This window comes from Roseomonas sp. E05 (genome assembly GCF_030063475.1).
Taxonomy (GTDB): domain Bacteria; phylum Pseudomonadota; class Alphaproteobacteria; order Acetobacterales; family Acetobacteraceae; genus Pseudoroseomonas.
In genome coordinates, this window is record NZ_JASIRT010000009.1 from 88,538 (window position 1) to 102,888 (window position 14,351).

At 70.1% G+C, this 14,351-nt stretch carries 11 protein-coding genes; all 11 read right to left on the reverse strand.

Annotated features, from left to right (window positions below):
• Nucleotides 1–11: 11 nt before the first annotated feature.
• The 11 genes from QMO56_RS11715 to QMO56_RS11765 are packed head-to-tail and all read right to left on the reverse strand — an operon-like array spanning nucleotide 12 to nucleotide 14,121.
• The gene (locus QMO56_RS11715; protein WP_283525910.1) at nucleotides 12–1,358 is read right to left on the reverse strand and encodes an LLM class flavin-dependent oxidoreductase; all 1,347 of its coding nucleotides are present in this window, start codon (nucleotides 1,356–1,358) and stop codon (nucleotides 12–14) included.
• On the reverse strand, nucleotides 1,355–2,752 hold the full coding sequence (locus QMO56_RS11720) for a M20 family metallopeptidase (RefSeq protein WP_283525911.1): 1,398 nt from the start codon (nucleotides 2,750–2,752) through the stop codon (nucleotides 1,355–1,357). The genes QMO56_RS11715 and QMO56_RS11720 overlap by 4 nt, the downstream gene beginning before the upstream one ends.
• Nucleotides 2,749–4,794 carry a hydantoinase/oxoprolinase family protein gene (locus QMO56_RS11725; protein WP_283525913.1) on the reverse strand — a complete coding sequence of 682 codons (2,046 nt, stop codon included), beginning with the start codon at nucleotides 4,792–4,794 and terminating at the stop codon, nucleotides 2,749–2,751. Before QMO56_RS11725 ends, QMO56_RS11720 begins: the two co-directional genes overlap by 4 nt.
• Nucleotides 4,781–6,559 carry a hydantoinase B/oxoprolinase family protein gene (locus QMO56_RS11730; RefSeq protein WP_283525915.1) on the reverse strand — a complete coding sequence of 593 codons (1,779 nt, stop codon included), beginning with the start codon at nucleotides 6,557–6,559 and terminating at the stop codon, nucleotides 4,781–4,783. Before QMO56_RS11730 ends, QMO56_RS11725 begins: the two co-directional genes overlap by 14 nt.
• Nucleotides 6,556–7,698 carry a M20/M25/M40 family metallo-hydrolase gene (locus QMO56_RS11735; protein ID WP_283525917.1) on the reverse strand — a complete coding sequence of 381 codons (1,143 nt, stop codon included), beginning with the start codon at nucleotides 7,696–7,698 and terminating at the stop codon, nucleotides 6,556–6,558. The genes QMO56_RS11730 and QMO56_RS11735 overlap by 4 nt, the downstream gene beginning before the upstream one ends.
• A 28-nt stretch (nucleotides 7,699–7,726) precedes the next feature.
• Complete coding sequence (locus QMO56_RS11740; RefSeq protein ID WP_283525919.1) at nucleotides 7,727–8,491, reverse strand: IclR family transcriptional regulator; 765 nt, start codon at nucleotides 8,489–8,491, stop codon at nucleotides 7,727–7,729.
• 38 nt (nucleotides 8,492–8,529) lie between these two features.
• Complete coding sequence (locus tag QMO56_RS11745) at nucleotides 8,530–9,525, reverse strand: ABC transporter ATP-binding protein (protein ID WP_283525921.1); 996 nt, start codon at nucleotides 9,523–9,525, stop codon at nucleotides 8,530–8,532.
• Complete coding sequence (locus tag QMO56_RS11750) at nucleotides 9,522–10,541, reverse strand: ABC transporter ATP-binding protein (protein ID WP_283525923.1); 1,020 nt, start codon at nucleotides 10,539–10,541, stop codon at nucleotides 9,522–9,524. The genes QMO56_RS11745 and QMO56_RS11750 overlap by 4 nt, the downstream gene beginning before the upstream one ends.
• The gene (locus tag QMO56_RS11755) at nucleotides 10,538–11,458 is read right to left on the reverse strand and encodes an ABC transporter permease (protein ID WP_283525925.1); all 921 of its coding nucleotides are present in this window, start codon (nucleotides 11,456–11,458) and stop codon (nucleotides 10,538–10,540) included. The genes QMO56_RS11750 and QMO56_RS11755 overlap by 4 nt, the downstream gene beginning before the upstream one ends.
• The gene (locus QMO56_RS11760) at nucleotides 11,451–12,425 is read right to left on the reverse strand and encodes an ABC transporter permease (protein ID WP_283525927.1); all 975 of its coding nucleotides are present in this window, start codon (nucleotides 12,423–12,425) and stop codon (nucleotides 11,451–11,453) included. The genes QMO56_RS11755 and QMO56_RS11760 overlap by 8 nt, the downstream gene beginning before the upstream one ends.
• A gap of 10 nt (nucleotides 12,426–12,435) precedes the next feature.
• Nucleotides 12,436–14,121, reverse strand: coding sequence for an ABC transporter substrate-binding protein (locus QMO56_RS11765; protein WP_283525929.1), 1,686 nt, complete (start codon nucleotides 14,119–14,121; stop codon nucleotides 12,436–12,438).
• Nucleotides 14,122–14,351: the final 230 nt, after the last annotated feature.

Here is a 14,351-nt window from a genome sequence, read left to right on the forward strand (position 1 = left end):
GGCGTGCGGGACTACGAACTGGCCGCGTAGCGGCTGGGCGGCACCGGGACGCCCAGGTGCTCCCGCAGCGTGCGGCCGGCATAGTCGGCGCGGAACAGGCCACGCCGCTGCAATTCCGGCACGATGTGCTCGACGATGTCCTCCAGCGGCTTCGGGTAGTAGGGGAAGAGCAGCATGAAGCCGTCGCAGGCGCCGGCGCGCAGCCATTCCTCCATCACGTCCGCCACCTTCTGCGGCGCGCCCACCAGCAGGTGGTGTCCGAGCGAGGCGCCGAGATAGCGCGCCACCTGCCGCACGGTCAGGTTCTCGCGCCGGGCCTTGGCGACCAGATGCTCCTGCCGCGCGCGGGCGGCGTTGCTCGGCGGCAGGTCGGGCAGGGGGCCGTCCAGCGGGAACTGCCGGATGTCGAGGTCGCCGCAGAGCCGGGAGAGCAGGTTCACCGCCGTCTCGTCGTCCACCAGCGCCTCCAGCGAGCGATAATGCGCCTGCGCGGCTTCCTCGGTGGGGCCGGTGACGATCAGCAGGCCGGGCATGATCTTCACATGGGCGGGGTCGCGGCCATGCGCGGCGGCACGGGCCTTCACGTCGCGGTAGAAGGCCTGCGCCTCGGCCAGGTCGCTCTGCGCGGTGAAGATCATGTCGGCGACGCGGGAGGCGAGCCGCTTGCCGGGTTCGGAGGAGCCGGCCTGGGCGATCACCGGGCGGCCCTGCGGGCAGCGCGGCAGGTTCAGCGGGCCGCGTACCCGGAAGTGCTTGCCGATGTGGTTCAGGATGTGCCCCCTGGCGGGGTCGAGGAACTGGCCGGTCCGCTTGTCGCGCGGGAAGGCGCCTTCGTCGAAGCTGTCCCACAAGCCCGTGGTGACGTCGAAGAACTCCTCGGCCCGTTCATAGCGCTCGGCATGGTCGGGGTGGCGGTCGAAGCCGAAATTGCCGGCCTCGTCCTCGATCTGCGAGGTGACGAGGTTCCAGCCGGCACGCCCGCCGCTGACATGGTCCACCGTGCCGAAGCGGCGGGCCAGGGTATAGGGGTCGCCATAGGTGGTGGTGGCGGTGGCCACCAGGCCGATATGCGCGGTGACCGGCGCCAGCGCGGCGATCAGCGTCGCCGGCTCCGGGAAGACCTGCCGCGCGGCGGTCGGGCGCCAGGGGCTGCCGCCATGCAGGGCGGCGCTGCCGTTCACCGCCGCCGTGTCCTGGAAGAAGACGCAGTCCAGCTTGCCGCGCTCGGCGGCCTGCGTCATCGCGACGTAATGCGCGAAGGACATGTCGGTCTCCGGCATGGCGTCGGGATGACGCCAGCCGGCCGAGTGGCTTCCGGGGGTGAAGAAGAAGGCCCCCAGATGCATGGTCGGGCTCACCGGCCGGGCCAGGGCGTCTCGCCCAGGTCCCAGAAGACGCCGGCGGCGATCTCCAGCCCCTCCCGCACCAGCGGGAACAGCGCATGCTCGTTCGGCGCGTGCTGCGAGCAGCCGCTGTAGGAATGCGGGATGTAGATGGTGGGCAGGCCCAGCGTCACCGCGAAGCTGTCATTCGGCAGCGAGCCGCCGGCATTCGGCACGATCATCGGCGCCTTGCCCGTGGTGCGGCGGATGCTCTCCGCCACCAGCCGTGGCCAGGGGCCGTCCGGGTCCATGCGGGTGGCCTTCCACTCGGCGCCCGCCTTCACCGGCTGCACGGCGACGTCGGTGAAGCCCTGCGCGTCCAGGTGGCGGCGGATGGCGGGGAGGAAGGTTTCCACGTCGCGGTCCACGGTGTAGCGGATCTGGCAACGGGCGAAGGCCTCGGGCGGCACGGCATTGACCGGCGCCGCAGGGTTGCCGGTGGAATAGGCCAGCACCTCGAAGGTGTTCCAGCCGAACACCTTCTCGGCGGCGGAGAGGCCCGGCTCGCCCCACCAGGCGTTGATCTCCGGCCCGTCGCTGCCGCCATCCACGCGGCAGTCGGCGAGCGCGCGGCGGACGTTGTCGGGGATGCGCTCCGGCACGAGGTCGCGCAGCAGCACCTCGCCGGTCGGCCCGACGATGCTGGCGATGGCATGGGCGAGCCGGATGCCGGGATTGGCCAGCAGCCCGCCCCAGTTGCCGGAATGATGCCCGCCCTCGCGATACTTCACCCGCAGGTCGAAGGCGATGGCGCCGCGCGTGCCGAGGGTCAGGGTCGGCACATCGGGCGCCAGGCGCGGGCCATCGGAGGCGATCAGCACGTCGGCCTTCAGCAGGTCGCGCTGCTGCTGGCAGATCTCCTCGATGCCGGGGGAGCCGACCTCCTCGCTCATCTCCAGCAGCAGGGTGACGTTGTAGCCGAGCTTGCCGCCGCGCTGCTGGCGCACCGCCTCCATGGCCATCAGGTTGCCGGTGTGCTGGCCCTTGTTGTCCACGATGCCGCGGCCATAGATCCGCTCGCCGCGCCGGGTCAGCACCCAGGGGGAGAGGCCTTCCTCCCAGCCGTCATCCAGGCCCAGCACCGTGTCGCCATGGCCGTAGGTCAGCAGCGTCGGCAGGGAAGGGTCCTCGATGCGGCGGGCGATCAGGAAGGGGCCGCCCTTGCCGGTCGGGTTGTCGAAGATCCGGCCAGTGAAACCCTGGCGCTCCAGATCCGGCAGGATTTCCTCCGCGAGATAGGCGTGGAGATGCGGGGCGCTCTCCGGGTCCTGGCTGGCAGTCGGGATGGCGACGCGGCGTGCTATAACCTCCAGATAGGGGCCATCCTCCAGCAGGGCGCGGGCGGCGGCGACGGCGGCTTCACGGGTCATGCGGCATTCTCCTGCCGGCGCAGCACCAGGGCGCCGGAGGCGTCCATCTGCGCCTCCCAGCCGGGCGGCACCAGGGTCGTGGCGTCGAGTTGGGTGACGATGGCGGGGCCGGCGAAGTGGTCGCCGGCCCCGAGGGCTGCGCGGTCGTAGAGCGCCGCCTCCCGCGTGCCGCTGGCGAAATGCACGGTGTGGTGGCCCATCGGCGCCGCGCCGCGTCCGGGTGGCAGCGGGGCGGTGATGGTGCCGCTGAGCTGGCCAACCGCCTCCAGCCGCAGCGTCACCAGCTCCGCGGTGCCCTCCGGCAGGTCGAAGCCGTAGAGCGCCTTGTGCTGCGCGGCGAAGGCGGCGGCGGCGGCGGACATGCCGCCGGGCCAGGGCACGGCCAACTCGCCGCCCTGGCCGGCATAGCGCATCAGCGCCACCCGGTGCGTCTCGCGGCGGGCGGGGGGAACCTGCTCCTCGGCGAACCAGGCGGCGGCCTCCTCCTCCAGCGCGGCATAGCCGGCCTCCACCACCTCGGGTGTGGCGTCGGATAGGCTGCGGCTGAACTCGGCCTTGAGGTCGGCGGCGAGCAGGCCCTGGGCGCAGAGCACGCCAGGGGAGGGCGGCACCAGCACGGCGCGGATGCCAAGCAGATCGGCCAGCGCACAGCCATGCAGCGGCCCGGCACCGCCGAAGGGCACCAGCGCGAAGTCGCGCGGATCATGCCCGCGCTCCACCGAGACGACGCGCACCGCGCCGACCATGTTGGAATCGGCGATGGCCAGGATGCCACGCGCGGCGGCGTGCAGGTCGAGGCCGAGCGGCGTGGCGACGTTGTCCTGCACCGCCTGCCGCGCGGCGGGGACGTCGAGCGTCATGCGGCCGCCGAGCAGGCTGGGCGGGAGATGGCCGAGCGCCACATGCGCGTCGGTGACGGTGGCGCGGGTGCCGCCGCGCCCGTAGCAGGCCGGGCCGGGGACCGCGTCGGCGCTTTCCGGGCCGACCGCCAGCGCGCCCGCCGCCGTGACGCGCGCCAGCGAGCCGCCGCCGGCGCCGATCGTCACCATGTCCACCATCGGCAGCGGCAGTGGCCAGTCGCCGATATGGCCGGTCTGGGTCAGGCGGATCTCGCCGCCCTTCATCAGGCAGATATCGGCGCTGGTGCCGCCGATATCGACGGTGATGATGTCGGGGAAGCCGGCCGCTGCCGCGATGGCGCGCGCGCCCACCACGCCGGCGGCCGGGCCGGAGAGCGCCGTGACGGCGGGGGCGCGGCGGATGGCGGCGGCGCCGGCCACGCCGCCATTGCTCTTCATCAGCAGCAGCGGCGCCGCGACGCCCTCGCCCTCCAGCCGCTCCTCCAGCCGCTGCACATAGGTGGAGACGGCCGGCATCACCTGCGCGTTCAGGATGGTGGCCAGCGAGCGCTCGTATTCCCGCACCACCGGCAGCACGTCGGAGGAGGCGGTGACGGCGACACCCGGCAGCGCCGCGCGCAGCATCTCCGCCACCCGCCGCTCATGCTCCGGGGCGGTGAAGGCGTGCAGCAGGCAGACGGCGACCGCGGAGACGCCGGCGGCGCGGCAGGCCTCGGCGGCAGCGCGCACCGTAGCCTCGTCCAGCGGCACCAGCACCTCGCCCTGGGCGGAGACGCGCTCCGTCACCTCGAAGACGCGGGCGGGCGGCACCGGGCGCTCGGGCTTCACCCAGGCATGCAGGTTGACGCGGCGGGGGATGTCCTGCCGGCCGATGTCGAGCACATGGCGGAAGCCGGCCGTGGTGACCAGCGCCGCCTTCGCGCCCTTGCCCTCCAGGATCATGTTGGTGGCGACGGTGGTGCCGTGCAGCACGCGGCCGACGCCCGAGGCGGCGCCCTCGGCGGCCTCCAGCGCCAGGCGCACGCCGGTCAGGAAGGCTTCCGAGGGATCGTGCGGGGTGGAGGGCGTCTTGGCGGTCCAGGCGCGGCCGCTGGCGGTGTCCTGGATGGTGATGTCGGTGAAGGTGCCGCCGATATCCACCGCGATGGACCAGGGGCGCGCCAAGGCGTCAGTCGAGGACATGCGCATAACTCCCGCGATGGAATTCCTTTGCCGCCGGGCGATCGGCCCGCAGGCCTTCGGTGGCAGCGGCATCCACGGCGCCCTCCCGCACCGCCACGCCATAGTCGCGCGCTGCGGCATCCATGCTGACGAAGCCGCCCAGCACGTCGGCCAGCACCGCCTCGGCCGGCCGGTCGAAGGGATGTCCGCGCCCGCCGCCGCCGCCGGTCTCGATGCGCAGGATATCGCCGCGCACCAGCCGGTTACCGTCCGAGAGCGGTCGCAGCACACGCTCCTGCGGCGTGCCGGGATTGACGGTGACGCGCCCGGGCCGGCCGGACATGCCGCCGCCCGCGCCCCAGGGCGGGTTCTCCACGCCGTCGATGCGGATGGCCATGACGGCCTCCTCGGCCATCACCTCGTATTCGCGCACGATGCCGCAGCCGCCGCGCCAGCGCCCCGGCCCGCCGCTGTCGGCATGAATGCCGTAGCGCCGCATCCGTACCGGATATTCCTGCTCCAGGAACTCGACGGGGTAGTTCTCCTGCGCGACGAAATAGACGGCGTCGATGCCGTCCGCGAAGGCGCGGGCGCCGTAGCCGACGCCGATGCCGTCGCTCATCAGGAAGGGCTTGCCGCCCGCCGTGCCGCGCAGCAGCATGATGACATAGGCCGCATGCGCCGCCGGAGCCTCGCCGCCGGCCACCGAGACCAGCCCGTTCAGCGCCGCCAACACGCGCATCATGGTCAGGCCGCGCATGCCCAGCGCCGCCGGGAAGCGCGGCTGCACCAGCGAGCCCTCGCGCAGCCGCACCTCGTCGAGCGCGCGCGGGCCGCCGGCATTGACCACCTGGGCCGCCTCGCCGCCGAGGAAATAGAGGCCGAGCGCCATGCCCGGCACGTCCGGGTTCATCAGGAAGTTGACGGGGCCGACCGACTGGTCGTCCGTTTCCGTCGCGTCCAGGATGAAGCGGTCGTCGGGCGTGCGGGTCAGGGCGAAGCGGATGCGCAGCGGCCCGGAGCCATGGCCGTCGCCGTCGATGCGATCGGTGAAGCGCCAGGTGCCGACGGGGAAGGTCTGCTTCAGCCGTTCGCGCACCGTCTCGCGCGTGCGCTCAAAGAGCTGGCGCAGCGCGTCGGCCAGCACCTCGGCGCCGAAGCGGCCGGCGATCTCCGCCATGCGGGCGACGCCCAGTTCCACGCTGGCCATCAGCGCCCGCGTGTCGCCCTGCGCCGCGCGCGGGAAGCGGGAGTTGCGGTAGAAGATATCGAGCGCCGCCTCGTTGATCGTGCCGGCCGCGATCAGCTTCGTCGGCGGCACGATGATGCCTTCCTGGAAGATGTCGGTGGCGTCCGGCGAGATGGAGCCGGGGCGCAGTCCGCCGATATCGGCGAAATGCGCCCAGCCCATGACGAAGGCAACGCGCCGGCCCGCGTGGAAGACCGGCGCCAGGAAGACCTGGTCGTTGGAGTGGCTGACGGCGCCGCGCGAGCCGTAGCAGTCGTTGTACCAGTAGAGGTCGCCGGGCTGCATCGTGTCCGGCGCGAATTTGCGGAAGACGGGGCCACAGATGTCGCCGAAGACCGGCACGTTGGAGCCCACCGCCATGACGCCCTCGGCGTCGAAGAGGGCGGTGTAGAAATCCTTCTTCTCGCGGATGAAGGCGGACATGGCGGTGCGCTCGATCAGCGCCTCCATCTCCGCCTGGGCGGCGCGGATGGCGCCGCGCACGATCTCCAGCGTGACCGGGTCGCAGAGCCGCGCCGGCGGGGCGAAGTCGGTCACGCGAGGGTCTCCATCAGCCGCAGCATCAGCCGCGCGCGCGGCACCAGGGACGAGATGTTGATCTGCTCGTAGAGGGTATGGCCGCCCTTGCCGTCCACGCCGAGGCCGTCCAGCGTCGGCACGCCGAGGGCGGCGGTGAAATTGCCATCCGAGCCGCCGCCGGTCTTCAGATCCTGCAGCTCGAAGCCGATCTCGGCGGCGAGGCCGCGCGCATGCTCGAAGAGTTGGGCGATGGCGGGCGACTTCTCGTAGCCCGGGCGGTTCAGGCCGCCGGTGATCTCCAGCGTCACGTCGGGGTCATAGGGCTTGAGGGCCAGCACGCGTTCGATGGCGGGGTTGCCGATCTCCTGGTTCGGCACGCGCATGTCGATCTCGGCCCAGGCGTGATCGGCCACGACATTGGCGCGGGTGCCGCCGCCGACATGGCCGACATTGACCGTGACGCCGGTCGTGTAGTCGGTCATGGCCTCAAGGTCGAGAATCTGCCGTGCCAGTTCCTTCACCGCACTGCGCCCATCCTGGTGGCGCGAGCCGGAATGTGCGGCCTGGCCACGGATTTTCAGGTCGAAGCGCGCCGTGCCCTTGCGCGCGGTGACGATGCGGCCGCCCTCCCGCGCTGGCTCCGTCACCAGCACGTAGCGCGCCCGCCGCGCCTCGCGCTCGATGTGCTCCCGCGAGGTATGGCTGCCGACCTCCTCATCGGAGACAAAGAGGTGGCGCACCGGCAGCGGCGTGCGCTGGCCGCCGCGGATCAGGTGGCGCAGCGCCGCGAGCGCGATCAGCGCGCCGCCCTTCATGTCGTAGATGCCGGGACCATAGGCGAGGTCGCCCTCTACCTTGAAGGGAAGAGGGCCTTCCAACGTGCCCAGGCCATGCACCGTGTCGAGATGGCTCAGCACCAGGATGCCCGGCTCGTCCTCCTCGCCCCAGGGCGAGCTGACCAGCAGATGGCCCCCATAGCCGTCGCGGCCAGGGATGCGGGCGATGCGGGCGCCGGCCGCCTCAGCATCGGCGGCGGCCTTGTCCATGACGCGATCGACGGCGGCGGCGTCGGTGGTCGGGCTCTCGATCTCGACCCAGGCGCGGATCTCCTCCAGCAGCTCCTCGGCCACGAAGGGCGGGGTGTTGGCGTGGCTCATTGGTGCGTGCTCCGGTCAGGCAAGGGGATCATGCGGCGGCCTCCTGCCAGCCGAGGCGAGCGGAAATCTCGCCGGCGGCATTCAGCAGCATGCGGACATAGAGACGCTCAAGGTCGTCGGTCAGCCGCGACTGCGGCCCGGCAACGGAGAGCGAGGCGACGACGCGGCCCAGATGGTCGCGCACCGGTGCGGCGATGGAGAAGGCGCCGGCATCCTGGTCGCCATGGCTGATGTTGTAATCCTGCGCGCGGATGCGTTCGAGCAGTGTGCGCAGCTGCTCCCCGTCGGTGATGGTCTCCGGCGTGAAGCGCTCCAGTGGGCCGGCGGCAACGGCGGCCTGCACATCCTCCGGCGCGAAGGCGAGCAGCAGCTTCGGGCCGCCGCCGACATGCAGCGGCCCTTGCCGCCCAAGCTCGGCATAAAGGCGGATCGGTTGCGGCGACTGGCGAATGCCGATGCAGACGGATTGCCGTCCATCACGCACCAGCAGCGAGACATTCTCCCGCGTGCGCGCCACCAGGTCGTCCAGCACCGGGTTGGCGACGCGCAGCAGTGGCATCTGGTGCTGCATCTTCTCAGCCAGGAGCAGCGGCTTGTGACCGAGCGTGTAGCCGCGCGTCTCCTCGTCCTTCAGCAGGTAGCCGCGTGCTTCCAGGGTCGAGGCCATGCGGAAGGCCAGTGTCTTGGTGCTGCCGGTCAGCCGCGCCAGCTCGCTGAGGCCGACACCGGGATGGGCGGCCACCGCCTCCAGCAAGGCCAGGGCGCGGTCCACCGCCGCGATCGTATAGTCCATGGCGTCATCCTCAGCTCTTCTTCCTTGTGGTTCCCGCATCAGGTGGTGTGCAGGTGGCAGGCCACGCGGTGGCCGGGGGCGATTTCGGCCAGCGGGGGGGTCTCGGCGGCGCAGCGGTCGAAAGCATGCGGGCAGCGGTTGCGCAGGCGGCAGCCGGTGGCGAGGCTGGCGGCATCGCCCAGCGCGCCGTGCAGTGGCAGCGCGTCACGTGGCTGGTCCACATAAGGGCGCGGCACCGCGCGGATCAACGCGCGGGTATAGGGATGCGCCGGTTTCGCGATGATCTGCGCCGTCGGTCCGTCCTCAACCACCTTTCCCAGATACATCACCAGTGTCCGCTCGCAAACATAGCGGACCAGCGTGAGGTCGTGCGAGATGGCTAACGTTGTCAGGCCCAGCGTGTCGCGCAACTCGCGCAGCAGGTTCAGGATGCCCGCGCGCACGGAGACATCGAGCATCGAGACCGGCTCGTCCGCCACCAGGAAGCGTGGGCGCAGCACCAGCGCCCGCGCCAGCACGACGCGCTGCAACTGGCCGCCGGAGAGCTGGTGCGGCATCCGCTCCAGCACGCGCGCCGGGTCGCCCAGATGCACGTGGCGCAGGCTCTCCGCTACACGGTCGGCATGCTCCACCTTCGGCACGCCGGTGTTGGAGAGCGGCTCGGTCAGGGTGCGGCCGATACTGAAGCGCGGGTTCAACGCGTCGAAAGGGTTCTGGAAGACAAGCTGCGCCCGCTGGCGGAAGCGCAACGTCGCGCTGCGGCTCAGGCGGCCGAGATCCTCGCCCTCGAAGGCGACCTGGCCGGCGCTCGGCTCGGTCAGCTTCAGCAGCAGGCGGCCGATGGTGGTCTTGCCGCTGCCGGATTCGCCGACGAGGCCGACGCTCTCGCCGGGGCGCAGCGCCAGGTCCACGCCGTCCACGGCGCGCAGCACCGGGCGCTCACCGCGCAGCGCCTGCCGAAGGCTGCGGCCGACCGGGTAGTGCTTGGTCAGCCCATAGGCGGCGACCAGCGGCTGCTCCAGGGTCGTGCTCATGCCGCCGCCTCCGCCACGTCGCGCCAGGTCAGGGGGTCGCGCGCCCGCTGCCGCAGGGCAGCAGCTTCCGGCGCGCGGTGGCAGGCGGACCAGTGATCCGGCGCCAGCGTCACGGGCGGCGGCACCTCACGGGTGCAGATGGCCTCGGCGAAGGGGCAGCGCGGCGCGAAGCGGCAGCCGGGCGGCGGGTCTGACAGTGGCGGCGGTGAGCCCTCGATCGGCGCCAGCACCGCCTCGTCGCTCTCCAGGTCGGGGAAGGCGTTCATCAGGCCCATGGTGTAGGGGTGGGAGGGCTGCTCCAGCACAGCGTCCGTGGGGCCATGCTCGACCACACGGCCGGCATACATCACCGCCACCTGGTCGCAGAGATAGGCGACGACGCTGATGTCATGCGTGACGATGATGGCGGAGAGGCCAAGCTCGGCGCTGAGGCTGCGGAAGGTGTCCAGCACCTGCCGCTGTACGATGACGTCGAGCGCCGTTACCGGCTCGTCGGCGATGACGAGCTTCGGGCGGAGCGCCAGCGCCAGGGCGATGGCGGCGCGCTGGCGCATGCCGCCGCTGAACTGGTGCGGATAGTCGGCCAGCCGGCGTGGGTGCAGACCCACCGCCTCGAACAGTTCCGCCGCGCGCATGTCAGCTTCGGCGCGGGAGAGCCCGCCGCGATCACACAGCACCTCGCGCATCTGGTCGCGCAGGCGATAGACGGGGTCGAGCGCACTCATCGCCGTCTGCGGCACGAAGGCGAGGTCGCGCCACAGCCGCGCGCGGCGCTCGGCCGGGGCGAGGGCGACGAGGTCCGTGCCGTCCAGCCGCGCCTCGCCACGGGTGATGCGGGCGCCGCCGGGCAATACGCCCATCAGCGCGCGCGCCAGCGTGGTCTTGCCGCAGCCGGACTCGCCGACCAGGCCAAGCATGCCGCCGCGCCGGAGGGTGAGGTTGGCGCCGTCCACCGCATGGACCGTGCCATTGGCATAGGCGACGGCGAGGTCGCGCACCGCGAGCAGTTCCGTCACTTGTCGTCCCTCAGCTTGGGGAAGAGCAGGTCCTCGTAGCCGCGGCTGACCAGGAAGCCAGCGAGCACCACCAGCACGATGCAGAGGCCTGCCGGCATGAACCAGAAGAACTGGCCGCGATCGAGCGCCTGCGAGGCGTAGGCATCCTGCAGCATGGTGCCCCAGGAGATGGCAGAGCTGTCGCCGAAGCCGAGAAAGGCGATGCTGGCCTGGGTCAGGATGGCCCAGCCTACCGCGAAGGCGCCGTAGAGCGCCGAGAAGGGCAGCACACTTGGTGCCACATGCACGAAGAGAATGCGCCACTCTCCGGCGCCGGTGACGCGCGCCGCCTCCACGAACTGCCGCTGCGACAGCGTCAGCACCTGGCTGCGGATGACGCGTGCCGCATTCGGCCAGAGCATGATGGCGACGGCGAGGACGATGTTGTGCAGGTCGGGCCCCAGCAGCGCCGTGACGACGATGACGAAGGGCAGGAAGGGCAGGCCCAGCACGATGTCGGTCAGGCGCATCAGGAGCTGATCGGCCCAGCCGCCGAAATAGCCGGCCAGCAGGCCGACCACGGTACCTATGGAGGCCACCGCCACCGCCGCCGAGAGGCCGACGATCAGCGAGGGGCGCGTGCCCATCACGAGCTGCGAGAAGATGTCGCGGCCGAGATTGGTGGTGCCGAGCCAGTGATCCGACCCCGGCGGCAGCGAGGCGGCGAGGCCGCCTTCCGGCGTGAACAGGATTTCCATCGGGTCATAGGGCGCCAGCCACTCGGCAGTAAGGCCGACAACCAGGAAGACGACATAGATGGAGATGCCCGCCAGCGCGTAAGGATCGCGCAGCAGATGGCGCGCGAAAGCCGACCAGGCGCCGCGGCGCGGGGCGACAGGGAGGGAGGGTGCGGCCGGTGCCGCGCGGGCTTCAGCCACGGCCATGAGCCACCCGCGGGTCCAGCAGGCCGTAGAGCAGATCGGCCAGGAAGTTCATCAGCACCAACACGAAGGCAATCAGCAGGAAGGCGCATTGCGCCAGGGGATAGTCGCTGTTGGCAATGGCATCGGCCAGCAGCCGACCCAGGCCGGGCCAGCTGAACACGTTCTCCACCACCACATTGCCCCCGACCGACTGGCCGAAGCCCAGTGCGAAGGCGGTGACCAGCGGCAGCAAGGCGTTGCGCGCAGCATGCCGGAGCATGATGGCACGCTCGGAGAGTCCCTTCATGCGGGCCATGGTGACGAACTCCTCCTGCATCACCTCCAGCATGGAGGAGCGCATCAGCAGCGCCGGGAGGCCCTGCAGATAAATGGCCAGCGTCAGCGCCGGCAGTGCCAGGTGACGGAGATAGTCGAGGGACAGGATGCGGTCCCATTCCGACGTATATTGCGCACCGGCCGTGTTCGCGCCGCCGGAGGGTAGCCAGCCCAGGCCGAAGGCGAAGATCGCCAGCATCACCATGCCGACCCAGAACTCCGGCGCCGCGCGCGTCGTCAGCACCAGGGGGACGCTGACCGCCTCGAACCGGCCGCCACGATTCCAGGCCATCAATGCGCCGAGCAGGGTGCCGAAGGCATAGGCGATGAGCAGCGCCGTCAGCGTCAGCAGCAGCGTATTCGGCAGCACGTCCAGCACCATGCCGATCACCGGCTGGCGCTGGCGGAAGGAGAGGCCGAATTCGCCACGCGCCAGATTGCCCAGATAGATCAGGTACTGTTCCGGCAAAGGCCGGTCGAGGCCGAACTGGGCGCGGATCTCCTGCTGTTGCTCCACCGTGAAGGTGGGGTCGATGAAGGCGGCGCTGGGATCGCCGGGCATCAGCCGGAACATCAGAAAGACGATGGTGGCGACCGCCCAGAGCACGAAGGCCATGTGCAGCAGGCGACGGATCAGGTAGGGCATGGCTCCGGCCTCAGGCGCCCTCCAGGGTTTCCTTCACGCCTTCAGGGTAGTGCAGCTTGCCACGAACGACGACATAGCCGGCCTCCTCCAGGATCTTCTTGGCTTCGGCCATGTCCATCTTCAGGTCGTTGATGCCGGGCTTGCTCCAGTAGGGCAGGGCGGGCGAGACGAAGGAGTTGGCTGGCGTGGCGAAACCGTTCCAGGCGGCGGCGGCCATCAGTTGGCGGTTGATGGAGAGCGAGAGGGCACGCCGGAAGCGGGCATCATCGAAGGGCTGGCGGCGCTCGTTCGGGGCGACGAAGCGGAAGCCCATGTCGGTGGTCGCCACCACGGTGATGTTCGGGTTGTTCCTCGCCATGTCGGTCAGCAGCTTCGGGTCACCCCGGTAGTCGGTCAGGAAGTTGATCTCGCCGCGCGGAAGCATGCCCAGTGCCGCGCCGGTGTTGGTGATGACCCGCAGGATCCAGCGGTCCATCTTCGGCTTCTCCCAGTGGTCCGGGTTGGCCTCCAGGACGATCTCCTCATTCAGCTTGAAGCGGGCGACCCGGAAGGGGCCGGAGCCGACCGGCTGTTCCTCCTGCACCGTCTCCGCGTTCTCCGGCTTGCCCGCCAAACCCGCCAGAATCGGCTCCCAGACATGCTTCGGGACAAGATTGATCTTGGCGAGGGTGGAGGTGGTGAAGGCGGCGCTTGGCGTCTTCAGCACGAAACGGACGGTGCGGTCATCGGTGGCCTTGACCGAGGCGATGTTGGCCACGAAGGGCTTGTACATCGGCGACTTGTCGCTGGTCGCCGGCGCCTCGAAGGAGAAGACCACGTCCTCCACCGTCACCGGCTTGCCGTCATGCCATTTCTGGCCGGGGCGCAGCACGACGTCGAGGGTGGTGGGATCAACCTGCGTGACCTTCTCCGCCGCCCAGGGCTCGGGCAGGCCATCGGGGCCGACGCGCATCAGCCGGTCCCAGACCAGTTCGGTTACCCAGCTGTCGATGGCACCGCTGATGTAGAGCGGGTTGATGGCAATCATCGATTCGGCGGCGTTGCAGATCATGTCGCGCTTGGCGCCGGCCGGCTCGGCGCGCAGGAAGGTCCAGAAGCAGCGGATGCCGATGCCGCTCTGCTCGACCACGCTCTCCGGCTTCCAGACGCTCTTGTCGAAGGCAAGCACGTTCTTCGGATAGACCAGGAAGAGATAGGGCTGGTCGCGGTTGATGACGTCCTGCGCCTCGTAGAGGAGTTCGCGACGCTTCTCCCGGCTGGTCTCGGCGCGCTGCGCCTGGGCGATCTTCTGGAAGTCTGGATTGTTGTAGGCGATGAAGTTGTAGCCGGTCTCGATGGTGGCCGGATTGTAGAGGTTGAAGGTGAACTCGTCCGGGTCGCTGCGCTCGGGGCGGCCGACCATGCGCCACATGGTCATGTCCCACTTGCTGCGGTTGTTCCAGACAACATCCGAAAGCTGCGGCCGCGGCAGGCCACGTACCTCCACATCCAGGCCAAGCTGGCGCCAGGATTGGGCGATCAGCTGCGCGGCCTGGAATTCCTGTGGATCGCTTGCCTGCGCGGCGCAGAGCAGGGTGAGCTTGCGGACCTTGTCGCCCGGGGTTGCTGCCCAGGCGGGCGCGGGAGCGATCGTGGGGAGCAGCGAAAGCGCGGAGCTGGCGAGCAAGGCACGGCGCGAGAGCGTGGTGGCGGTCACGGCGGCATTCTCCAGGATGAGGGGCGCCTTTCCGCGCCCGATATCGGGACAGCCTAAACCGGTGTTTCGTATTGACTCAACTCCCTACCGGCAATTTTTGCCTCGAAAAGGAGCACTTAAGAAGAAATCGATGCCAAGAGGCTCGCATCTTCCAAGAGACTACAGCTTTAAGCTCAAAAAAAGGGCATAATGGAACGTTTTCTTGCCGCAAGAGGTTGACGCTCCTGACA

Bases quoted from the DNA above. Each gene is read 5' to 3' on its own strand.
- QMO56_RS11735 (WP_283525917.1), bottom strand. From the start codon at position 7,698: ATGAGCCACGCCAACACCCCGCCCTTCGTGGCCGAGGAGCTGCTGGAG.
- QMO56_RS11720 (WP_283525911.1), bottom strand. From the start codon at position 2,752: ATGACCCGTGAAGCCGCCGTCGCCGCCGCCCGCGCCCTGCTGGAGGAT.
- QMO56_RS11760 (WP_283525927.1), bottom strand. From the start codon at position 12,425: ATGCCCTACCTGATCCGTCGCCTGCTGCACATGGCCTTCGTGCTCTGG.
- QMO56_RS11725 (WP_283525913.1), bottom strand. From the start codon at position 4,794: ATGTCCTCGACTGACGCCTTGGCGCGCCCCTGGTCCATCGCGGTGGAT.
- QMO56_RS11745 (WP_283525921.1), bottom strand. From the start codon at position 9,525: ATGAGCACGACCCTGGAGCAGCCGCTGGTCGCCGCCTATGGGCTGACC.
- QMO56_RS11740 (WP_283525919.1), bottom strand. From the start codon at position 8,491: ATGGACTATACGATCGCGGCGGTGGACCGCGCCCTGGCCTTGCTGGAG.